Origin of the sequence: Devosia sp. CN2-171 (assembly GCF_049354815.1) — a bacterium.
In the GTDB taxonomy this organism is placed as follows: domain Bacteria; phylum Pseudomonadota; class Alphaproteobacteria; order Rhizobiales; family Devosiaceae; genus Devosia_A.
Genome location: NZ_CP186479.1, coordinates 2,863,900 through 2,884,149 on the forward strand (window position 1 = coordinate 2,863,900; position 20,250 = coordinate 2,884,149).

20 protein-coding genes and 2 tRNA genes are annotated in these 20,250 nt (G+C 65.4%); 16 read left to right on the forward strand and 6 right to left on the reverse strand.

What is annotated here, in order from left to right; all coding sequences use genetic code 11:
- Positions 1–5 precede the first annotated feature (5 nt).
- The 7 genes from ACOYW5_RS14140 to ACOYW5_RS14170 all read left to right on the forward strand — a co-directional run bounded on the left by ACOYW5_RS14140 (position 6) and on the right by ACOYW5_RS14170 (position 7,840).
- Positions 6–989, forward strand: a complete 984-nt coding sequence (locus ACOYW5_RS14140) for a hypothetical protein (protein WP_423065530.1) — start codon at positions 6–8, stop codon at positions 987–989.
- Entirely contained in the window at positions 989–1,720 is a 732-nt protein-coding gene (locus ACOYW5_RS14145) for a creatininase family protein (protein ID WP_423065531.1), read from the forward strand. The genes ACOYW5_RS14140 and ACOYW5_RS14145 overlap by 1 nt, the downstream gene beginning before the upstream one ends.
- The gene (locus ACOYW5_RS14150; RefSeq protein WP_423065532.1) at positions 1,717–3,579 is read left to right on the forward strand and encodes an adenine deaminase; all 1,863 of its coding nucleotides are present in this window, start codon (positions 1,717–1,719) and stop codon (positions 3,577–3,579) included. The genes ACOYW5_RS14145 and ACOYW5_RS14150 overlap by 4 nt, the downstream gene beginning before the upstream one ends.
- 64 nt (positions 3,580–3,643) lie before the next feature.
- On the forward strand, positions 3,644–4,660 hold the full coding sequence (locus tag ACOYW5_RS14155) for a LacI family DNA-binding transcriptional regulator (RefSeq protein WP_423065533.1): 1,017 nt from the start codon (positions 3,644–3,646) through the stop codon (positions 4,658–4,660).
- Positions 4,657–5,406 (forward strand): glutamine amidotransferase, encoded by a 750-nt coding sequence (locus tag ACOYW5_RS14160; RefSeq protein WP_423065534.1) that lies wholly within the window; start codon positions 4,657–4,659, stop codon positions 5,404–5,406. The genes ACOYW5_RS14155 and ACOYW5_RS14160 overlap by 4 nt, the downstream gene beginning before the upstream one ends.
- Positions 5,407–5,547: 141 nt before the next feature.
- Positions 5,548–6,477 carry a ribokinase gene (rbsK, locus tag ACOYW5_RS14165; protein ID WP_423065535.1) on the forward strand — a complete coding sequence of 310 codons (930 nt, stop codon included), beginning with the start codon at positions 5,548–5,550 and terminating at the stop codon, positions 6,475–6,477.
- A gap of 109 nt (positions 6,478–6,586) precedes the next feature.
- Positions 6,587–7,840 (forward strand): glycoside hydrolase family 27 protein, encoded by a 1,254-nt coding sequence (locus tag ACOYW5_RS14170; RefSeq protein ID WP_423065536.1) that lies wholly within the window; start codon positions 6,587–6,589, stop codon positions 7,838–7,840.
- Here ACOYW5_RS14170 and ACOYW5_RS14175 read toward each other — a convergent pair.
- The 4 genes from ACOYW5_RS14175 to ACOYW5_RS14190 form a co-directional block, all read right to left on the reverse strand.
- Positions 7,837–8,832 carry an ABC transporter permease gene (locus ACOYW5_RS14175; RefSeq protein WP_423065537.1) on the reverse strand — a complete coding sequence of 332 codons (996 nt, stop codon included), beginning with the start codon at positions 8,830–8,832 and terminating at the stop codon, positions 7,837–7,839. The genes ACOYW5_RS14170 and ACOYW5_RS14175 overlap by 4 nt on opposite strands.
- Positions 8,829–10,322 carry a sugar ABC transporter ATP-binding protein gene (locus tag ACOYW5_RS14180; protein WP_423065538.1) on the reverse strand — a complete coding sequence of 498 codons (1,494 nt, stop codon included), beginning with the start codon at positions 10,320–10,322 and terminating at the stop codon, positions 8,829–8,831. The genes ACOYW5_RS14175 and ACOYW5_RS14180 overlap by 4 nt, the downstream gene beginning before the upstream one ends.
- Before the next feature lie 59 nt (positions 10,323–10,381).
- A complete protein-coding gene (locus ACOYW5_RS14185; protein ID WP_423065539.1) occupies positions 10,382–11,332 on the reverse strand; it encodes a substrate-binding domain-containing protein in 951 nt (316 codons plus the stop codon).
- 132 nt (positions 11,333–11,464) lie between these two features.
- A complete protein-coding gene (locus tag ACOYW5_RS14190; RefSeq protein WP_423065540.1) occupies positions 11,465–12,400 on the reverse strand; it encodes an alpha/beta hydrolase in 936 nt (311 codons plus the stop codon).
- Positions 12,401–12,514: 114 nt separating this feature from the next.
- Between ACOYW5_RS14190 and ACOYW5_RS14195 the strand changes: the two genes are divergently transcribed.
- From ACOYW5_RS14195 to arsK, 8 genes are all read left to right on the forward strand, one after another.
- Entirely contained in the window at positions 12,515–13,510 is a 996-nt protein-coding gene (locus ACOYW5_RS14195; RefSeq protein ID WP_423065541.1) for a GntR family transcriptional regulator, read from the forward strand.
- Between the two features lie 134 nt (positions 13,511–13,644).
- Positions 13,645–14,007 carry an ArsR/SmtB family transcription factor gene (locus tag ACOYW5_RS14200; RefSeq protein ID WP_423065542.1) on the forward strand — a complete coding sequence of 121 codons (363 nt, stop codon included), beginning with the start codon at positions 13,645–13,647 and terminating at the stop codon, positions 14,005–14,007.
- A complete protein-coding gene (locus ACOYW5_RS14205) occupies positions 13,994–14,527 on the forward strand; it encodes an arsenate reductase ArsC (RefSeq protein ID WP_423065543.1) in 534 nt (177 codons plus the stop codon). The genes ACOYW5_RS14200 and ACOYW5_RS14205 overlap by 14 nt, the downstream gene beginning before the upstream one ends.
- Positions 14,524–15,189 (forward strand): aquaporin, encoded by a 666-nt coding sequence (locus ACOYW5_RS14210; RefSeq protein ID WP_423065544.1) that lies wholly within the window; start codon positions 14,524–14,526, stop codon positions 15,187–15,189. Before ACOYW5_RS14205 ends, ACOYW5_RS14210 begins: the two co-directional genes overlap by 4 nt.
- A complete protein-coding gene (arsC, locus tag ACOYW5_RS14215) occupies positions 15,186–15,620 on the forward strand; it encodes an arsenate reductase (glutaredoxin) (RefSeq protein ID WP_423065545.1) in 435 nt (144 codons plus the stop codon). Before ACOYW5_RS14210 ends, arsC begins: the two co-directional genes overlap by 4 nt.
- 57 nt (positions 15,621–15,677) lie before the next feature.
- Complete coding sequence (locus ACOYW5_RS14220) at positions 15,678–16,007, forward strand: ArsR/SmtB family transcription factor (RefSeq protein ID WP_423065546.1); 330 nt, start codon at positions 15,678–15,680, stop codon at positions 16,005–16,007.
- A 53-nt stretch (positions 16,008–16,060) separates the two neighbouring features.
- The gene (locus tag ACOYW5_RS14225; RefSeq protein WP_423065547.1) at positions 16,061–17,491 is read left to right on the forward strand and encodes an NAD(P)-binding domain-containing protein; all 1,431 of its coding nucleotides are present in this window, start codon (positions 16,061–16,063) and stop codon (positions 17,489–17,491) included.
- 4 nt (positions 17,492–17,495) lie between these two features.
- Entirely contained in the window at positions 17,496–18,734 is a 1,239-nt protein-coding gene (gene arsK, locus ACOYW5_RS14230; protein WP_423069471.1) for an arsenite efflux MFS transporter ArsK, read from the forward strand.
- A gap of 38 nt (positions 18,735–18,772) precedes the next feature.
- Here arsK and ACOYW5_RS14235 read toward each other — a convergent pair.
- Positions 18,773–18,849 (reverse strand) — tRNA-Pro (locus ACOYW5_RS14235).
- 236 nt (positions 18,850–19,085) lie between these two features.
- Between ACOYW5_RS14235 and ACOYW5_RS14240 the strand changes: the two genes are divergently transcribed.
- Positions 19,086–19,160: transfer RNA gene (locus tag ACOYW5_RS14240), tRNA-Gln, on the forward strand.
- 10 nt (positions 19,161–19,170) lie between these two features.
- On the opposite strand, the gene ACOYW5_RS14245 is transcribed toward ACOYW5_RS14240, so the two are convergent.
- Positions 19,171–20,220 (reverse strand): LacI family DNA-binding transcriptional regulator, encoded by a 1,050-nt coding sequence (locus tag ACOYW5_RS14245; protein WP_423065548.1) that lies wholly within the window; start codon positions 20,218–20,220, stop codon positions 19,171–19,173.
- Positions 20,221–20,250: the final 30 nt, after the last annotated feature.

Genomic DNA, 20,250 nt, shown 5'->3' on the forward strand with positions numbered 1-20,250 from the left:
CGAGCTTGTCAAATGCATTCGAGGCGCCGCCGGTGAGCCGAAATCCCTTTGTTGCCGACCGGACGATCCGCCTACGGCAGGAGCGTCTTGCCGCTTCGGTGGGCACGGCGATCGGGGTGGAAATTGCCGCGCTGCTCTCGGGCGGGAAGGCGGCTCTCGGCCGCAATGAAGGCTGTGTCCTGCCCAAGCAACAGGCAGACGCGTTGATCGCGCGCTACGAGCTGACGGGTGTGGAAGACCTGATGTTGCTGGCGCTCGACACGGCCCGCACGATCGCCCGGCCACCGATTTCCGATTTCTTCGTCGGCGCCGTCGGGCTCGAAACGGAGACCGGCAACCTCATCCTGGGTGGAAATGTCGAGTTCCCCGGCACGCATCTGGGCTTCACCATTCATGGCGAGGGGTTCGTCTTCACCCGCGCCGCCTCGCGGGGCATGACGATCACCGCGATCGCCATCGGCGAGGCGCATCCCTGCGCCCACTGCCGGCAGTATCTGAGCGAATTCCAGGCAACCCGCGACCTCGTGCTGATCGACCCGCTCGGGCACCGGCTGACCATGGCCGAGCTCTATCCGTGGCCGTTCGATCCGGACTATCTCGGCGAGGCGGGGTACGTGCCGGGCGCGATGCATCCGGACCTGGCGCTGGGCGAGAATGTGCTGCCGCAGATCATCGCGGAGCGGCTACTCGCCGCCGGGCAGCGCGCCCACGCGCCCTACAGCAAATGCCCCGGCGCGGTGGTGCTGGCGCTGAACGACGGCAACACTGTTTCCGGCTTCTCCATCGAGAGCGTGGCGTTCAACCCGACCATGGGGCCGTTGCAGGCTGCGATGATCGACCTCATAGCGCATGGCTACGCGGCTTCGGATATTGCCGAGGCGGCGCTGACCACGCGGATCGGCGGCAATGTCGACTATTCTCTCAGCGTCACGGAGCTTCTCGGCAAGCTCGCACCGTCGGCGCCACTTTCGATCGTAGGATGGGCCTGATGCTCGATGCCGCCAGCGCCAGTTGGGAAGACGTTTCCGCCGCCATCCAGCGCGGCACCATCGCATTGCTGCCGGTCGGCGCAGTGGAGCAGCACGGCGCCCACCTGCCGCTGCTGACGGACACGGTGATGGCCACGGGCGTCGCCCGCCGCATCGCCGAGGGCTGCGATGGACTGCTGCTGCCGGCCATTGCCTATGGCGACGCCTGGACCACCGAAGGCTGGGCCGGCACTCTGTCACTGTCCCCCGAGACGCTGCGCGCTTCAGTACTCGATATCGGCCGCGGGCTAAAGCGGATGGGCGTTAAGGGCCTCGTTACCGTCAACGGCCACTTCGGCAATCGCGAGCCGATCAACCTCGCGGCGCGGGCGCTGAGCGAGGCCGGTTTCCCGGTGCTGCATCTCGACTATCCGCGCCTCGAAGCGCTCGCCGCCGAGCTGATGGAGTCCGAGCCCGCCGGGCCGGGCTTCTACCATGCCGACGAGGTCGAGACCTCGATCATGCTGGCACTGGCGCCCGACACGGTCCGGATGGACCGTGCCAAGCCCGAATATCCGGAGTTTCCCGAGCTGTTCGGCTCCGAGCCGATGAAGCTCAGTGCCTTCAACACCTCCGGCGTGTTCGGCGACCCGCGCCCGGCGACGGCCGAGAAGGGCGAGGCGATGATCGCCGGTATTGCGGCAGAGTCGGTGCGGTTGATCGGACTATGGAAGACGAAGCACGGACTATGACTGACCTCCCCGACGACCTGATCCTCAATGCGCGTGACGAAGTCCGCATCCGGCAGGACCTGCTGCTCGTTGCACTGGGCAAGCGCCCCGCCGACCGCATCCTCCGCGTCGGCCGCCTGCTCGATGTGCATTCGCGCACCTGGCTTGCGGACCAGGAGATCGTCATCAAGGGCCGCCGCATCGCCTGGGTCGGTCCATCAGGTGAGTTCAAGGGCGAGGCGATAGAGCGGGTACACGAGCCCGATCTCAGCGCCGTCCCCGGCTTCGGCGAAGTACACAAGCATATCGAGTCTTCGCACCTGACGCCCGAGTGGGAAGCCGCGCTGGTGCTGCCGCGCGGCAATACCTGGACCTGCGAAGCGAGCCACGAATTCTCCAACGTCGACGGGCCCAACAATCTCGAGTTCTGGCTGACGGCTCGCCGCTCCGGCTCCCGGCTGAAGATCTTTCCCCAGCCCGGCTCGGCCGTGCCGCCCACTGCCTATGAGTGGGGCGGCGGCTATTTCGGCCATGACGAGCAGCAAAGCTTCATGCAGAGCCCGATGGTCACCGGGCTCGACGAAGTGATGGACTGGCCGGCGGTCTGGAACCCCGACAACCCCTCGCACCAGCGCCTCTGGGGCATGATCGAGGCCACCTTCGCGGCGCGCGGCGTGGTCGAGGGCCATGCGGCGGGGCTGCGCTCGCTGCCCGAGATCAATGCCTTCGCGGCTGCGGGCCTCGCCTCAGACCACGAGATGGCGACGGCCGACGAAGCCTGGGACAAGCTGCGGCACGGTCTGTTCATCGAGATCCGCATCCACACGATGCCGGAGATTATCAAAGGGCTGCTCGAGAAGGGCCTCACCGACTGGAGCCAGGTCGCGTTCGCCACTGACGATCGCAGCGCGCCGCTGACGCTCGAGATCGGGGCCACCGATCACAATGTGCGCACCGCGATCGCCGCAGGTCTTCAGCCCGAGATCGCCATCCAGTGCGTCACCATCAACCCGGCCCGCCACATGCGGCTCACCCCGCATGTCGGTTCGATCGCGCCGGGGCGCTATGCCGACATCGTGCTGCTCAGTGACGTGCCGGCGCTGAAGATCGCCAAGGTCTGGGCGGATGGCGAGCCGGTATCGCAGGGCAACCGGTTTACCGGGTCGGTGCCTCAGATCCGCTGGCCCGACTGGGCGACGCATACGGTCAACATCCAGCGCGAGCTTACCGCGGATGATTTCGCCATCGCGGCTGCGCCGGGCCGCGACGCCATGCAGGCAGCGGTACTTCGGCCCTTCCATTGGCACCCCGAATTCCTCACGCAGGAGATGCCGGTCGCAGGCGGCGAGGTGCAGCGGCTCCACTCGGAGAACATCACCAAGTTCGCCATCGTCGACCGGTTCTCGGGCGAGGGGAAGGTGTCAAAGATGTTCTGGCGCGGCACCGGTCCGCGCGATCCCGACACGGCGCTCGCCTGCTCGGTGGCGCACGATAAGCACAATATCTGGACCTGCGGTTCGTCCGACGCGGCGATGGCGCTGGCCGTAAACCGCTTGCGCGAGCAACAGGGCGGCTGGGTGCTGGTGCATCGCGGCGAGGTCGTCGCCACGGTGCGCTTCGAGGTCGGCGGGCTGATGTCGCAGCGCTCCGCCGATGCGCTGAACGCCGACATGCTGGCGCTGCGAGAAGCCGCGGCCAAGGTCGACTGGATGTACGAGCCGACCTGGCATCCGCGCTGGCATCCGGGCTTTCCGGAGCGGCTGATGTTCGCGACGCTCACCTGTGCACCGTGGCAATGGGTGCTGGTCGCGCCCTCGCCCCTGGCGCCCGAGGGTTTCGTCAATGTCGCAACGGGCGAGACGCATGCGGTGGTGTGGTAGTCTTTGAAACCGCTTTACTAAAGCGCTTTCATTGTCCTAGCCTTGGCTGGCGTGCGGGGAAACAATGGCCACTATCCATGATGTAGCGCAGGACGCCGGGGTCTCGCCGACCACCGTGTCACGCTACCTGAACCACCGGATCGAACTGCCGCCGACGACGTCGGCGCGCATCGATGCCTCGATCAAGAAGCTCGACTACCGGCCAAACCTGATGGCCAAGCGCCTCTCGACCGGCAAGACCGAGGCCGTGGGTCTGGTGACACCGGAAATCCGCGAGCCGTTCTTTGCCGAACTTGCCTCGGCTTTCGAGGACGAGGCGGACCGCCACGGCTATACCGTGTTCATGAGTTCGACCCGCTCGGACCGGGACCGCGAAATCGCTTCGCTCGAGCGGATGCAGGACGGCCATGTCGATGGCCTCTTGATGATGACCAATACGCCCGACGACGGCACGCTCGCGGCGCTGATCGGCAAGCGCAAGAATGTCGTCATCGTCGACGAGGACATCCCCGGCGTTAGCGTGCCACGCATCTTCGTCGAGAACACCGAGGGCGCCTACCAAGCGACAAAGCACCTGATCGAGGCCGGCCACCGCCGCATCGCCTATCTTGGCGGCCCACACGGACTGCTCACGGTGACCGAGCGACGCGAGGGCTTCCTCATGGCCATGAACGAGGCCGGCATTCCGGTCCGATCAGAGTATGTGACGATGGGCAGTTTCGCGCCCGAACTGGCGCGTGCGGCGACCATAAAGTTCCTCGATCTGCCGCTTCCACCGACCGCGATCTTCGCCTCGTCCGACTATCTCGCCATCGGCGCCGTCATGGGCCTCCGCGACGCCAATATCAGTGTGCCTAACGAAGTGTCGCTGATCGGCTTCGACGACATGGCCTACGGCACGTTGCTGACGCCGCCCCTCACTGCCATTCGACAGCCGGTCGAGCAACTGGGTCGCCAGGGTTTCCAGGCCCTCCTCGCCCAGATCAACGGCGAACAGCCGCCGCTGCTGACCCGCCTGCCGGTCGAACTCATCCGGCGCCAGTCCGTCGGGGCGCCCACATCGAAGGATTTCAGAACGTGAGCAAGAAGGTTCTCATTGCAGGCGAGTCCTGGGTCACCCACTCGATCCACACCAAGGGCTTCGACAGCTTTGCCACCACCGAGTACAACGAAGGCGTACGCTGGCTGAAGGCAGCGTTGGAATCGGGCGGCTGGGAAGTCACGTTCCTCCCCAACCACCTCGCCTCGCGCGATTTTCCGCAGACGGCCGAGGCGCTCGCCGCCTATGACGTGGTGATGCTCTCCGATATCGGCGCCAATACGCTGCTGCTGCACCCGGACACGTTCGTGCGCTCGGTGCCGTTGCCCAACCGGCTCAGTTCGATCAAGGACTACGTCCTCAATGGGGGCGGCCTCGTGATGATCGGTGGATATCTCACCTTCCAGGGCATCGACGCGAAGGGCCAGTATGCCGGCTCGCCGGTCGAGGCCGTACTGCCGGTGACGCTCTATCGCCATGACGACCGCCGGGAGAACCCGCAGGGCGTCGTCGCCCATGTCGGCGATTCCGGACACCAGATCACCAAGGGCATCACCGGCGAGTGGCCGGCTCTCCTCGGCTACAATGAAGTGGTCGCCAAGCCGGACGCCGAGGTGCTGGTGCGCGTCGGCGGCGATCCGCTGATCGCGGTGGGCGAATACGGCAAGGGCCGCTCCGCCGTCTTCACCTCCGATTGCGGGCCGCACTGGGCCCCGCCGCCCTTCGTCGACTGGGCCGGTTACGCGCCGCTGTGGAACAACATCGCGGCCTGGGTGTCGCGCCAATAATCTTTACTTCATGAGCGATGCCAGCAAGGTATTGCCCGAGTGCGGGGCATCTGACTTGCCCCGTTGATTGCCCAGGGAGCGGCACAGCGCCCGGGCACAGTGGGAGCGCCGAAGGCGGCGCTGCAAGAGGGAGGAGACTTCATGGCGCGCGCACCGGTCGCCGTACTCGGCATATTCGTCGCGGACCTCGCGTTCCGGGCGCCGCGTCTGCCATTGATGGGCGAGACCATTCTCGGCCAGGGGTTCAAGGACGGGCCGGGCGGCAAGGGTTCGAACCAGGCGATCGCCGCGGCCCGGGCCGGCGGCGATGCGCGCATGATCACCCGAATCGGCCGCGACACTTTCGGCGAGATGGCGCAGAAGGCCTGGGCCGCCGACGGGATAGATACTTCCGCCGTGGTGATCGACGAAACCGCGCCAACCGGCGCCGCCTTCATCTTCGTTTCCACCGAGACCGGCAACAACGCCATCATCGTCGAGAGCGGTGCAGCGGCACACCTTTCACCCGATGATGTCGCGGCGGCGGAAGCGGTGATCGCGTCGTCTAGGGTGCTGATCACCCAGTTCGAGCAGCCAACGGTGACGGCGCTGGCAGGGCTGACAATGGCGCGCAAGCACGGGGTTATCACCATCCTTAACCCCGCCCCGGCGGTCGAAGTCACCGACGCGATCTATGGGCTCTGTGACTATGTCACACCCAACGAAACCGAAGCGTCGGCGCTCACCGGCCTGCCTGTCGTCACCGAGGACGACGCGCTTGCCGCGGCAAAGGAGTTCGTCCGGCGCGGCGCGAAGAATGCGCTGATCACACTCGGCGGGAAGGGCGCGCTGCTACATGGCGAGGCGGGCACGCATATGGTGCCGGCGTTCAAGGTGCCGAGAGTGGTCGAGACCACCGGCGCCGGCGATGCCTTCAACGGCGGCTTTGCCGTAGCGCTGGCTGAAGGCAAGTCACCAGTCGAAGCCATCCGGTTCGGCTGCGCCACTGCCGGCATTTCGGTGCAGCGGCCGGGTACGGCACCGTCGATGCCGACCCGGGCGGAGATCGAGGCGCTGCTGGCGAGCGGCTGAGATTCCTGATTTCGGGCGAAGCTTTTCGGCTTTCCTCGTTTGGCTACCACGGCGCTTGACGACGCAGCGGCGAGACGGTTGGCGTCTCCCCAAGAAGGGAGCCCGCCTCATGACCATTCTTGCCCCCACCCCGCCGATGGGCTGGAACAGCTGGAACAGCTTTGCCACGACGATTACCGAGGCGCAGGCGCTCGAGACGGCTGCCATCATGGCCGAAAAGCTCCTGCCCTTCGGCTACGACGTCTTCACCATCGACATCCAATGGTACGAGCCCGAGGCCAAGAGCTACACCTATAACTCGAAGCCGGTGCCGACGATGGACGGCTATGGCCGGGTCACCCCGGCGCTCAACCGCTTCCCCTCGGCGGCCAATAGCGTCGGCTTCGCCGAGATCGCGCGCAAGGTGCATGGGCTGGGGCTGAAGTTCGGCATCCACATCATGCGCGGCATTCCGCGGCTGGCGGTCGAGCAGAACCTGCCGGTGCTCGGGACCGAGGTGCGAGCGCGCGATATCGCCGACACCACCAGCATCTGCAGCTGGAACCCGGACATGTACGGGGTGGATATGACCAAGCCCGACGCGCAGGCCTATTATGACAGCATATTTGCGCTCTATGCCTCATGGGGTGTCGACTTCATCAAGATGGACGACATGAGCCGCCCCTACGATGCACGTGCGGCCGAGATCGAGGCGGCGCATCTGGGCATCGTGGCGTCCGGCCGGCCAATGGCGCTGTCGCTGTCGCCGGGCGAGACGCCGGTACTGCGCGGCGAGCATGTCAGTCGCTTCGCACAGCTCTGGCGCATCAGCGACGATTTCTGGGACGACTGGAAACTGCTGGAAGAGCAGTTCGTCCGGCTCGAGAACTGGAACCCATGGCGGAAGCCCGGCGCCTGGCCCGATGCCGATATGCTGCCGCTCGGGCGGCTGGCCCTCGGCGACCGCGACACGCGCTTCACCCCCGCCGAGCAGAAGACGGTGATGACGCTCTGGGCCATCGCCCGCTCGCCGCTGATCATGGGCGGTGATCTCCGCCACCTCGACAAGGCGACGCTCTCGCTGCTCACCAATCGCGAGGTGCTGGCGGTGAACCAGTCGAGCACCGACAATCAACCGCATTTCGTCATGGACGGGACGCGTGTCTGGACCGCGAAGGCCGAGAACGGCGACACCTATCTGGCGCTGTTCAACACCGGCAAAGCCGACCGCGAGGTCGGCTTCCGTTTTGCGACGCTGGGGATCGCCGAGGCCGAAGTTGCTGACCTCTGGTCGGACGCGAACCTCGGCCGGTACGACGGCAGCTTCTCCGCGCTGCTGCCCAGCCATGGTGCCGGGCTTTATCGGCTGGCACCCGCCCGTTAGCGCTTCACGCCCCGCTCAAGCACCTGGTTGAGCAGCACGGCGGCGAGGATAATGCCGCCGGAGACGACCAGCCGCCAGTATTCCGAGACGTTCATCAGCACCATGCCGTTGTTGATGCAGCCGAGGAACAAGACGCCGAGCAGCGTGCCCCAAATGCGGCCCTTGCCGCCGAACAGGCTGGTGCCCCCGATGATCACCGCGGCGATGACGTTGAGCTCCATGCCGGTCGCCGCGGTGCCGTTGCCTGAGCCGATCTGGCTGGCGACGAGGATGCCGCTCAAAGCCGTCAGCGCCCCGGTGATCGCCAGCGCCAAGGTCTTCGTGCCATAGACGTCGATACCCGACAGACGCGAGGCCTCGGGATTGCCGCCGACGGCGTAGATGGCGCGGCCGAAGCTCGTGTATTTCATCAGCACCGACATGCCGGCGAAGACGGCGAGAAAGAAGAACACCGGCGTCGGGATGCCCCAGAGATTGCCGGCGCCGAGGAAATTGAAGCCTTTGGGAAAGGTGGCGATGGGGAAACCACCACTGATCAGGTTGGCGATGCCGCGCAGCGCCGTCAGCAGGGCCAGGGTGGTGATGAAGCTCGGCACGTTGAACCACTGCCGCATCTTGCCGGTGAACGTGCCGACCAATGCGCCGACGATGATGGCGACGACCGCCCCGACCGCCACCGCCGGCCACGGCCCGAGTCCCGGCGTCAGCGCGCCACAGACCCAGCCGATGATACAGCCGGCCAGCGCCACCCCGGCGCCAACCGAGAGATCGATCTCGCCGGCGATGATCACCGCCGTCATGCCGAAGGCGATGATGCCGAGCATGGAGACGGCGCGCAGCACGTTGAGCAGGTTGTTGACGCTGGCAAAGCCGGGCGCCGCCAGCACCAGCACAAGCACCATGCCGACGAGGAAGAGCTCGAGGATGTAGGAACGCAGACGGTCGACGCCGCTAACTGCCGGGCGCGTCGCAGTCTGGGCCTCTGATGTCATCGGGTCGGTCCTTCCATACAGAGGCGATAAAGTTGGGCGAGATTGGTTTCGGCGGGCATCACCTCGGCGACGAGGCGCCCGTGCCGGAGGACGAGGATGCGGTCGCAGACGTCGAGCAGTTCCTCGAGCTCGGAGGAGACGAAGATCGCCGAGAGGCCCGCTTCGGCCTGCCGCCACATGATCTCGAAGATCTGCTGCTTGGCCTGGATATCGACGCCGCGACTGGGCTCGTCGAAGAACATCACTTTGGGGGCGGTGTTCAGCCAGTTGCCGATCACCACCTTCTGCTGGTTGCCGCCCGAAAGCGTCGACACCGGCAGGTCGGGGTCAGCCACCTTGATGCCGAGATTGCCAATCTGGCGAGAGATGAAGGGATATTCCCGTCGCCGCGAGGTGAAGCCGCGATTGGCGATGCGGTCGAGGCTGGCGAGGATCAGGTTGTCGTGGATCGAGGCGATCTGGACGAGCCCGACCTCCTTGCGGTTCTCCGGCGTGTAGCCGAGCCCCAGCCGCTTCATCTGGCGCGGGTCAGGATGAGTGACCGTCTGGCCGGCGAAATGAATGGTCCCGGAATCCAGCGGATCGGCGCCGAAGATGGCGCGCAGCACTTCAGTCCGCCCAGCGCCGAGCAGTCCGGCCATGCCCAGCACCTCACCGCGATAGAGTTCGAACGAGACGTCGGCGAAAGCCGCGGCGCGGGTCAGCCCCTCCACCCGGAGAACCGGATCCGTCCGCGAGATGGTTCGCCGCGCCGGCCGCGCCGACTTTGCGATGTCGCCGAACATCATCCCGACGATGCTTTCGGGGGTCGCGTCGGCCATCTCGATCGAGCCGACATAGCGCCCGTCGCGCAGCACCGTGCAGGTGTCGGCGATCTCGAACAGCTCGTTCATGCGGTGGGTGATGTAGATGATTGTCACGCCGCGCGCCCGGAGCCGCCGTACCAGCGCGAACAGGTGCGCCACCTCGCGCGCCGCCAGCGCCGAAGTCGGCTCGTCGAGGATCAGGACGCCAGGCGAGAAACTCATCGCCTTGACGATCTCGACCATCTGCTGCTGGCCAAGGCTTAGCGCCGAGACCAGCCCGCGCGGATCGATATCGAGCTCCATCTCGTGGAGCATCGTCGCCGCATCGCGATGCAGCCTCTGCCAGTCGACGAAGCGACCACGCTTGGGCAGCCGGCCGAGATAGATATTCTCGCCCACCGAGAGCGACGGCACTAGCGACAGTTCCTGGTGCACGGTGACGATACCGGCTGCGAAGGCCTCGGACGGCGTCGCGAACTGCACCTCGGCGCCATTGACGCTGAGCGTGCCCAGCGTCGGCTGCACCGCTCCCGCGAGGATCTTGATAGCGGTGGACTTGCCCGAGCCGTTCCGTCCCATCAATGCATGCACACGCCCCGGCGAGAAGGCGTGCGAAAACTGCTGCAAGGCGACGGTGCCGTCATAGGTCTTGGTGACGTCGCGGAATTCGATCGCGCCGCGCATGCTGGCCTCCGGGCAAAGCGAGAACCGCTGGACCCCGTGGGTCCAGCGGCAGTTCGAAACTACTGCTTCACGCTCTCGGCGTAGGCCTTGACCCCGTCGAGGTCGTAGCGCGACAGCGCCAGCGGCGGAATGTCGTAGTATTTCTCGGTCGCCTCGCCCTTGATCGCGGCAGCGGCGACGTCGGCCGCCTTCTTGCCGATCTCGACCGGCTGCTGAGCCGTGGTGGCGATCAGCACGTTGTCCTCATCGAGCAGAAACCCGGCGAGCTGCTCGGAGCCATCGGTGCCGAAGACGAAGACCTTGCCCTGCTTGCCGGCGGCGCGCACCGCCTGCACCGCACCGACCGTGCCGCCTTCATTAGCGGCGTAGATCACCTGGATGTCTGGATTGGCAGTGAGAATGTCGGTGGCGACGGTCACAGCGTTCTCGGCGAGCCAGGCGTCCTGCGTCGCGACCACGTCGAGCTCGACGCCGTCCTTGGCCTTTTCGAGGAAGCCGTTGGTGCGGTCATCGCTCATCTGCTGCAGCTGCGAACGGAAGCCGAGCAAAGCGATCTTCGCCTTGCCGCCGAGGTTTTCCTTGATGTAGCGGGCCGCTGCCTCGCCGGTGAAGCGACCGATGTCGAGCTGGCTGGTGCCGACATCGGCAACCTGGAAGTCCGAATTGATCGAGGTGCCATAGAGGACGACCTTTACGCCGGCATCGCGCGCCCGCTCCAGCGCCGGGATCGAGGCATCGGAATTGAGCGGCGCCAGCACCACGGCCTTGGCGCCGCGGGCGATGAAGGTGTCGATCAGCTCGGCTTCCTTTTCGAGCTTGTTGTCGGAATTGCCCTGCAGGAGCGTCGCCCCGCTTTCCTTGGCGCTCACCTCGAAGCCGAGCTGGATGCCCCGGAAGAACTGGTCCTGCTGGAAGACCATGCCGCCAATGACGGTTTCCTGCGCGAAACCGGCGCCGGACAAAAGAGTAGCGATGCCGGCCGCGGCCAGCGCAAAAGCTGTACGTCTCATGAAATCCTCCAGCGTCCTTAGGCGGACGCGAAAATCCGGCCTTGCGGCCCTCCCTCGTCGCCCCCTCAGGCGACGGCTGCACTGTTGCAACAAGCCCCATTGAGAGTTAATGCATAATGCATGCAGGATGCACTACGCCAAACGAGAGCGTATCCAGGCCGCGGTTTCGCTGATCAGTTCGCGGGTCGCGGTGGTCAGCCGATCCATCATCCACATGCCGTGAATACCGCCGCCGACCTCGCGGTAGGTCACCGAGTTGCCCGCCTCAACCAGCCGAGCCGCATAGGCACGACCCTGATCGCGCAGCGGATCGTGGCCCGCCGTCATCAGGAAGGCCGGAGCGAGACGGCTCAGGTCCGGCGTGCGAAGGGGTGCAGCATCGGGGTCATTGAGGTTCTGTCCGCCGAGATACTGGTCGAAGAACCAGCCCATGTTCTCGGCGGTGAGATAGAAGCCGTCGGCAAAGGTGCGGTAGCTATCGCTCGCCATTTCCGTATCGGTCACCGGATAGATCAGTACCTGCCCGGCAAGAGGGATACCGCGGTCCCTTGCGTGCCGCGCCAATACGGCGGCGAGGGTTGCCCCGGCGCTCTCGCCGGCGACGACGACCCGGTCGATCGCAAGTCCTGCTGCGCCGCCGCTCGCCAGCAGCCAGTCGAGCGCCGCATCGGCATCCTGGACCGCAGCGGGAAACGGATGCTCGGGCGCCCTGCGGTAACCGAGCGACAGCACATTGGCCCGCGCTGCATTGGCGAAGGCGCGCGTAGCTGCGTCATGGGTCTCGATGCTGCCGACTACCCAGCCGCCGCCGTGAAAGAACAGCACGGTGCCACGTGCCTCGGCGGGTCTGTACAACCGCGCCCGCAATTGTCCGCCTGGCGACTCGATGGACAGGTCTTCGATATGCTCGACGGCATCGGGCTTGCCCCATAGTCCGGGCAGGCGGAGATCGGCTTCGGCCCGGCGGCCGGCAACGGTCAGGGCCTCGGGTGCGGGTGCCGGCTTCAGGTCATCGGCTTCGAGCATGGCCCGCAGTTCGACCAACACGCCGCTTCGATCGACGCCCATCGTTCCCCCCGATCCTGACGACCTGTTGGCGGAGTTGTACGAATAATGCATATTGCGGGCAATAGACGATAATCTGAGGCTGACGGTTTTCAGCCGCGATGCTAGTGCTCAGGGATGCCTGCCAAACCGACCCCGCTCTATGAAACGATCTACGGCGTGCTGCGCCAGCACCTCGCCGACGGGCTGCTGGCGCCCGGTCTGGTGCTGGGCGAAGCCAATGTCGCCCGCGCCTTCAGGGCCAGCCGCATCCCGGCGGCGGCGGCGCTGCGGCGGCTGCGCGACGAGGGCCTGATCGCCGATTTCGGCGGCCGCGGATATGTCGCCCAACCCGACGACCCGGCGTCACCGCGCCTGAGGCTGGAACTGAGCGAGGCCGGCCTCGTGCTGCCGGCCGAACTCGACGCCGACTCGGCGCCGCGCAACATCGGCGCCAAGCTCTATCCGCAGGTCGAGCACACCGTCGCCGCCAGCCTCGCCTATGGCCGGTTCATCCTCAACGAATCGGCGCTGGCCGACCATTACGGCGTGAGCCGCACCATTGCCCACGAGGTACTGACCCGGCTCGCCCGCACCGGCATTATCGTGCAGGAAGCCAACCAGCGCTGGTATGCGGGCCCGCTCACCGCCGAGGCAATCGGCGAGCACTACGAGATGCGCTGGGTGCTGGAACCGGTGGCGCTGCGCCAGGCCTTCCCCAAGTTCAGTGAGGGCGAACTCGCTGAGCGGCGTGAACGCGTGCTGCGGGCCGAAGCCGGCGGGCGCAGCATCGGCGAACTCGAGCGGATCGAGCAGGACCTGCATGTCGATACCGTCGCGCGCTGCAACAATTCGCAGCTCCTGCAGGCGGTGCAGCGCAGCCAGCTACTGCTGATCGCGACGCACGAGACCTTCCGGCGCCATCGCACCAGCGAGGAACTCTCGACCATGCTGGCCGAGCACCGCGGCATCTATGATCGCCTGCTCGCGGGCGATCTCGATGGCGCCTGCGCCGCCCTCGAAGCGCATCTCCGACGCTCGATGCACCCAAATATCGACATGATCACCCGGCTCGGCAAAATGCCGGATAACCTCAAGGTTCCGTACCTGATCCCGGTCGGCAAGGCCGGCTGAGCCAGACAAGATCCGGCACCGCGAGGCACCGCCGTGGCAGGGTCGCCTCGCTGTCGGCGCGGCGCAGTGCTGGCCCCTCGGTGTCATAAAACCTTCATTGGACCCGCTGCTATTGCATCGATAATCCTCGATGCATGGAATCAACCAGCGCCATCGACGTTCTCGTTGCCCTTGGACAGCCAACCAGGCTCGACGCCTTCAGACTGATCATGAGGCACGAGCCGGAAGGGCTACCCGCGGGAGAGGTGGCGAGACGCCTTGGCGTCCCGCAAAATACCATGTCGACGCATCTTGCCGTACTGACGCGATCGGGCTTGATCACTGCGGAGCGCTATAGCCGGTCGATCATTTATCGGGCCGAGATCGACAAGGTGCGCGAGATAGCGAGCTTCCTGGTCAATGACTGTTGTGGTGGCCGCCCCGAGCTGTGCGAGCCTCTCGTCGCCGAATTCACCCCCTGCTGCAGCCCGAAGGAGGCAACCGATGCCTGCTGCTGACCGTGTCTACAACGTCCTGTTCCTCTGCACCGGCAATTCGGCTCGTTCGGTGTTGGGAGAGGCTGTGCTCAACCACGTCGGACGGGGGCAGTTTCGCGCCTTCTCAGCCGGCAGTGCGCCCAAGGGCGCCATCCACCCGATGACACTCCAGATTCTCAAGGAAGCCGGGGTTCCGACAGAGGGTCTTCGCTCGAAATCCTGGGAAGAGTTCGCCGGACCGGATGCACCGGTGATGGATTTCGTTTTCACCGTCTGTGACGACGCGGCCGGCGAGACCTGCCCGATCTGGCCAGGCCACCCCATGACGGCCCACTGGGGCATCGAAGATCCCGCCAAGGTCGAGGGACCTGAGTTTCGGCAGCGCCAGGCCTTTGAGGATGCCCTGCGCTTCATGCGCAACCGCATCGCCGCCTTCATCAACCTGCCCCACCAAAGCATCGACAAGCTCGCATTGGGTTCCAGGCTCCGTGGCATAGGTGCGATGGACGGCTCGACCTCCAAGGCGTCTGGCGCCGCATGACGCTCAGCCGGCGCGTCGCTGCCGAAGGTCTCGGCACAGCTCTACTTGTCGCAACAGTCGTCGGTTCCGGCATCATGGCCGATAGGCTGACGAACGACACAGCGATGGCGTTGATGGGGAACACGATCCCCACCGGCGCCATTCTCTTCGTTTTGATCACCATCCTCGGGCCGATCTCGGGGGCGCACTTCAATCCCGCCGTGACCGCGGTATTCGCACTCCGCAAGGAGCTCGATTGGTCGTCGGCCGCCGGTTACGTCGTGGCGCAGGTCCTAGGGGGCATCATCGGTGCCGTCGCTGCTCACCTGATGTTCGAGCTGCCAGCGCTGCAGTTGGCCACTCACGCTCGCACCGGCGCCTCGCAATGGCTTTCCGAAGCGATCGCCGCCTTCGGCCTCGTCGCGGTGATCCTCGGCGGACTGCGAGCCAAGGCGCAGGCGATCCCCGCCCTGGTTGGACTCTACATCACGGCGGCCTACTGGTTCACTGCCTCGACGTCGTTCGCGAACCCGGCGGTGACCATTGCGCGTTCGCTGACCGACACGTTCTCTGGGATCCGTCCCGTCGATGCACTGGCCTTCATCCTCGCCCAGCTTGTGGGAGCGCTGCTGGCCCTGGCCTTGGCTGGCTGGCTGTTCAAACCAACTGGGGTCACCGAATGACGACGATTTACCACAACCCGGATTGCGGCACGTCGCGCAACACACTGGCCATGATCCGCCAGAGCGGCGAAGAGCCGGAGGTCATCGAATACCTGACGCACCCGCCGACCAGGGAATGCCTCGCATGGCTCATCAAAGAGGCCGGCCTCACCGTCCGGCAGGCCATTCGTCAGAAGGACACGCCCTATGACGCGCTGGGCCTGTCGGACCCCTCCCTGTCCGACGCTGCATTGCTCGACGCGATGATGGCGCACCCGATCCTGATCAATCGGCCCTTCGTCGTGACAGCCAAGGGCGTTCGCCTTTGCCGCCCCTCGGAGCTGGTGCTGGATATCCTCGAGAACCCCCACATCGGTCCGTTCGTTAAGGAGGACGGCGAGGTGGTAATTGATGCTGCCGGGAAACGCACCGATAGCACCGAGAGGAGCTAATTCGAGAAACGTAGAAATAGCCTTGACCGCTCGCAATTCCACTGGCATGCTATTTCCATGAACATCGAAACAGCCGCCTCGCAGCTCGAAGCCCTCGGGAATCCAACTCGGTTGACCATCTACCGGACGCTGGTTCGTGCCGGCGACAACGGCCTGCCGGTCGGCAAGCTTCAGTTCAAGCTCGACATCCCGTCATCGACGCTGTCGCATCACCTCAAGAAGCTGATCGACGTGAATCTCGTCGGCCAGGAGCGGCAGGCGACTACCCTTATCTGCCGGGCGAACTATGCCAGCATGAATGGGCTCATCGGCTATCTCGCGGACGAGTGCTGCGTGGATGAGGGTGGCTGCGCTTCGACCTCGGAGGATGCCACCGAGGCGGCGTGAGTCTCTTTCCGGCGTCATAAATTCGATATTTCTAGAAACTAGGAAGGTGTGCGATGAAGTTAGAAACCAATCTCCCCGTAGCCGTCGTCGGCGCTGGTCCGGTGGGTCTCGCCGCCGCCGCCCATCTGGTCAGCCGGGGACTGACACCGATCGTTTTCGAGCGGGGCGCCTCAGTCGGAGCCTCGCTGCTGGAGTGGGGGCACGTGCGGGTCTTTTCCCCCTGGGAATACAACATCGATAGCGCCGCGAAGGCGCTGCTCGAAGCGGCAGGCTGGGATGCGCCGGAGCCGACCGACCTGCCCACCGGTCGGCAGATCGTGAAACAGTACCTGGAGCCGCTTGCCGGGCTGCCGACCATCGCGCCTGGCTTAAAGCTCTCGGCCCAGGTTACGGCGATCACCCGGACGGGCCTCGACAAGGTCTCCAACAAGGACCGCGAACAAGCCCCGTTCGAGGTGCGCTGGACCGACGCGGATGGCAACGAGCAGGCAAGTGTCGTTCGGGCGGTGATCGATGCCTCGGGCACCTGGACACGACCGAACCCCATGGGTGTCGATGGCTTGCCGGTTCTCGGTGAGCGGTCGGCCGCGAGCTACATCGACTACGGCATTCCTGATGTACTGGGCGCCGAGAGAGGGAAGTTCGCCAACCGGACGGTGCTGGTGGTGGGTAGCGGGCACTCCGCCATCAACGTTGCCCTGGCCCTGCTCAGCCTTCAGGACGAGGAGCCGGGCACCCGGGTGATCTGGGCGCTGCGTCGCAACAGAATCGAGCGGCTACTCGGCGGCGGCCTGAATGATCAATTGCCGGAACGAGGCGCCCTGGGACTGGCGGCCAAAAGGGCGATCGACACTGGCCGGCTCCAGGTCCTCGCACCCTTCGCCGCCAATCGCCTGGTGCAGGCAGACGGCAAGATCGCGGTCGTCGGCAACCTGAACCAAACGCAGATGACGCTGATGGTGGACCGGATCGTGGTCGCTACCGGGTTCCGTCCGGACCTCGACATCCTGTCGGAGTTGCGCATTTCCGTCGATCCTGCCACCGAGGCGCCACCGGCCCTGTCGCCGCTCATCGACCCCAACTTCCACAGCTGCGGCACCGTCCCGCCGCATGGCGTAGTGGAACTGGCGCAGCCGGAGCCGAACCTCTTCATCATCGGATCCAAGAGCTACGGTCGCGCTCCGACCTTCCTGATGGCGACCGGTTTCGAGCAGGCCCGTTCGGTCGTAGCCGAATTGGCCGGCGACCACGTCGCTGCTCGCGAGGTCCATCTGGTATTGCCCGAGACCGGCGTTTGCAGCGTCGACTTCCGTGACGGTGATACGCCTGCGGCGGCTTCGTCCTGCTGCGGCGGCCCCGCGAGCACCACTTCATCCTGCTGCGTGGCCGACGAGGTGGCCAAGGCGGAAGGTGACGCAGGCTGTGGGTGCGGCACCGGCACAGCGGCAATCCTCAAAGCCACCAACACGACCGAGCCCGCGTGATCTCATGACGACGAGAGTTCCGGCCCGAGCCATCTGGGCCCTGGGTGTGACCCAGATCATCGGCTATGGCACCGTCTACTACTCCTTCAGTGTGCTGGCGCCGGAAATAGGGCGGGAATTCATCTGGCCCTCGGAGTGGGTCTATGCCGCGCTGACCGTGGCGTTGCTGGCCGGTGGGTTCTTGGCGCCTTTCGCGGGACATCTCGCCGACAGGTTCGGCGCTGCGCGCGTCATGACCATCGGATCGGTGGCCGCCGCCCTGACGTTGGTGGCCGCCGCCTTGTCGCCGAACGGATTTGCCTATGGCGCGTCACTGGTCGCGATGGAGATGGCCTCGAGCTTTGTGCTCTATTCGACCGCGTTCGCCGCGCTGGTGCAGGTGGCCGGGCAGAGCGCCCAGCGCAGCATCACCCACCTCACGCTGATTGCCGGTTTTGCCTCGACGATCTTCTGGCCCATAACCAGCCTGCTACTGGAGGTCACCGACTGGCGCGGAGCCTATCTTGTCTTCGCCGCCCTCAACCTCCTGATCTGCGCTCCCCTGCATCTGTGGCTGGGCAAGTTACCCAAGGAAGCGAGCGCGGCCGCGCCAACTGGAGCGATCGTTGCACCGGCCGCCACTTTCAGAACCCTGCATGGGCAGGATCGCAACATCGGTTTCGGCCTGATGCTGCTCGGCTTCGCCATCGAAGGCTTCATCCTGTCGGCCGTCCTCATGCAGATCATTCCCGTGCTGACGGGCCTCGGCATGGAGAGCAACATGCTGTTGATCACCAGCCTGTTCGGACCCGCGCAGGTGCTCAGCCGGCTGACCAACATGGTCCTGGGCAAGAATCTGCCGTCCACTCGGCTGGCCATCATCGCCGCAGCGCTGCCACCTTTAGCCGTCGCGGTCGTTGCCTTGACTGCGCCCTCTCTCGTCGGCTCCATCCTGTTCGCAATCCTGTTTGGATTGGGTTCGGGCCTCACGAGTATCGTTGCCGGTGCGCTGCCGCTGCAGCTGCTCGGCCGCGAGAGATACGGCGCCCGTCTGGGCTGGCTGTCCTCAGCGAGGCAGGTTGCTTCGGCCGTATCGCCGTTCTGCCTAGCGCTGATGATTGCGGCGTTCGGGATCGCCGGCGCGCTTTGGGTGATGGCGGTCCTGGGGTTGATCGCGACGCTGACTTTCGTTGCGATCGCCATGCTCGGACGCAGAACACCGGCGCCGTCGGACGACTCGCTGGTTCCCTTGAACGGTGGTTAGAACAAAAACCCCGGCGCCGTGAGGCACCGGGGTTTGATTGGTCGGAGTAGAGTGATTCGAACACTCGACCCCCTGCTCCCGAAGCAGGTGCGCTACCAGGCTGCGCTATACTCCGTTAGGATGCTTCTGGGCCTTGTTGGGCCGGAACGTCGGGAATGCTCCGGTAGGCGGCCAGCCGCTGCGAGGCGCGTTATAGACTCGGTGCCGAGCCAACTCAAGCGCCTAGAGCAAGTCTTTGAGTGGTCGCGCTTTCGAACCAGAAAAGTCTGCATCCTTTCCTGAAAGCGATCCTGCTGCGCCGATTTCCGATTGGTTGCGTCGCTATGGTGAAGCGTGTAGGAACGCGCGCGTTGGGGCGTCGCCAAGTGGTAAGGCAGCGGTTTTTGGTACCGCCATTCCTAGGTTCGAATCCTAGCGCCCCAGCCAGCCACTATGTTCAGATCGAGGCGCGGACCACCACCGGCATGGAAACCAGGTGTTCGCCGTTGGTGTCCGGCGACAGCAGCAGCCGGACCGAGGCTCGGCCCATCTCTTCATGCGGCAGCGCGATGGTGGTCAGCCCGGGGCGCAGGTAGCCCGCGATCTCGTCATTGTCGAAGGCCACGATGGAGATGTCGCCCGGTACGGAGCGCCCGGCCTCGGCGAGCGCCTGATAGGCGCCGAACGCGAGCCGGTCGTTGAGGCAGAGCAGGGCCGTCACATCCGGCCGCTGCGCGAGAATCTTGCGCGTCAGTTCGAAGCCGTGATGCGGCTCCCATTCCCAGCAGCTCTCCTCCACGGCGAAGCGGAGGCCGTGCTCGGTCATCGCCGCATGGATGCCGGCGATGCGCCGCGCCACGGTTTCTGAACGGAACAGACCCTGCTCGGCGACCTGGTTATGCCCGACGAGGGCTATGCCATCGCGATGGCCGGCCGCCACCAGCAGTTCCACCGAGCTGCGTCCTCCCGTCCGTTCGTCGGGCAATACTGACAACGGAAACCGGCTGCTCGTGCCGTTCAGCATCACCACCGGCGTCGCGGCCGGCAGCGTCGGCACGAAGATTTCGCGCGCCCGCATGGCGGCGAAGATGATGCCGTCGACCTGCCGGTCGAGGGCAGCCTCGATCGCCTGCACCTCGCGATCGGGTTCGCCGCCGGTTTCGAGCAGCAGCAGCACGTGACCGGCTTCCTGCGCCGCAGCGAGCGCGCCGCGGATCAGGCCATTGGCGTAGCGCGTCGTGGCGACGTAGTCGGAGATGAAAGCGATGGTGCGGGTCTTGTCGGTGCGCAGCGCCTGCGCCGCGAGGTTGGGCCGGTAGCCCAGTTGCGCAGCCGCCTCATGCACGCGGCGATGCGCCTCGGCGGAGAGCCGGGTGTCGGGGCGACCGGTCAGAATCATCGAAGCGGCGGCAGAGGATAGGCCGGCGAGCCTGGCGACATCGGCGAGGGTTACGCGCTTCTTCGACAATCCCGCCATCACTCCAGCTTCGCTCGGACGCTTCTTCATAGAAGGGGCGCCCGCGAATTGCCAACTTGG

What these genes read in the sequence shown, in the direction of transcription:
- ACOYW5_RS14220 (WP_423065546.1), top strand. Translation starts at nt 15,678, where the DNA reads ATGAACATCGAAACAGCCGCCTCGCAGCTCGAAGCCCTCGGGAATCCA.
- ACOYW5_RS14175 (WP_423065537.1), bottom strand. Translation starts at nt 8,832, where the DNA reads ATGACATCAGAGGCCCAGACTGCGACGCGCCCGGCAGTTAGCGGCGTC.
- ACOYW5_RS14225 (WP_423065547.1), top strand. Translation starts at nt 16,061, where the DNA reads ATGAAGTTAGAAACCAATCTCCCCGTAGCCGTCGTCGGCGCTGGTCCG.
- ACOYW5_RS14170 (WP_423065536.1), top strand. Translation starts at nt 6,587, where the DNA reads ATGACCATTCTTGCCCCCACCCCGCCGATGGGCTGGAACAGCTGGAAC.
- ACOYW5_RS14155 (WP_423065533.1), top strand. Translation starts at nt 3,644, where the DNA reads ATGGCCACTATCCATGATGTAGCGCAGGACGCCGGGGTCTCGCCGACC.
- ACOYW5_RS14200 (WP_423065542.1), top strand. Translation starts at nt 13,645, where the DNA reads ATGGAATCAACCAGCGCCATCGACGTTCTCGTTGCCCTTGGACAGCCA.
- ACOYW5_RS14195 (WP_423065541.1), top strand. Translation starts at nt 12,515, where the DNA reads ATGCCTGCCAAACCGACCCCGCTCTATGAAACGATCTACGGCGTGCTG.
- ACOYW5_RS14185 (WP_423065539.1), bottom strand. Translation starts at nt 11,332, where the DNA reads ATGAGACGTACAGCTTTTGCGCTGGCCGCGGCCGGCATCGCTACTCTT.
- ACOYW5_RS14145 (WP_423065531.1), top strand. Translation starts at nt 989, where the DNA reads ATGCTCGATGCCGCCAGCGCCAGTTGGGAAGACGTTTCCGCCGCCATC.
- ACOYW5_RS14190 (WP_423065540.1), bottom strand. Translation starts at nt 12,400, where the DNA reads ATGGGCGTCGATCGAAGCGGCGTGTTGGTCGAACTGCGGGCCATGCTC.
- ACOYW5_RS14150 (WP_423065532.1), top strand. Translation starts at nt 1,717, where the DNA reads ATGACTGACCTCCCCGACGACCTGATCCTCAATGCGCGTGACGAAGTC.
- ACOYW5_RS14245 (WP_423065548.1), bottom strand. Translation starts at nt 20,220, where the DNA reads ATGAAGAAGCGTCCGAGCGAAGCTGGAGTGATGGCGGGATTGTCGAAG.
- arsC (WP_423065545.1), top strand. Translation starts at nt 15,186, where the DNA reads ATGACGACGATTTACCACAACCCGGATTGCGGCACGTCGCGCAACACA.
- arsK (WP_423069471.1), top strand. Translation starts at nt 17,496, where the DNA reads ATGACGACGAGAGTTCCGGCCCGAGCCATCTGGGCCCTGGGTGTGACC.
- rbsK (WP_423065535.1), top strand. Translation starts at nt 5,548, where the DNA reads ATGGCGCGCGCACCGGTCGCCGTACTCGGCATATTCGTCGCGGACCTC.
- ACOYW5_RS14210 (WP_423065544.1), top strand. Translation starts at nt 14,524, where the DNA reads ATGACGCTCAGCCGGCGCGTCGCTGCCGAAGGTCTCGGCACAGCTCTA.
- ACOYW5_RS14205 (WP_423065543.1), top strand. Translation starts at nt 13,994, where the DNA reads ATGCCTGCTGCTGACCGTGTCTACAACGTCCTGTTCCTCTGCACCGGC.
- ACOYW5_RS14180 (WP_423065538.1), bottom strand. Translation starts at nt 10,322, where the DNA reads ATGCGCGGCGCGATCGAATTCCGCGACGTCACCAAGACCTATGACGGC.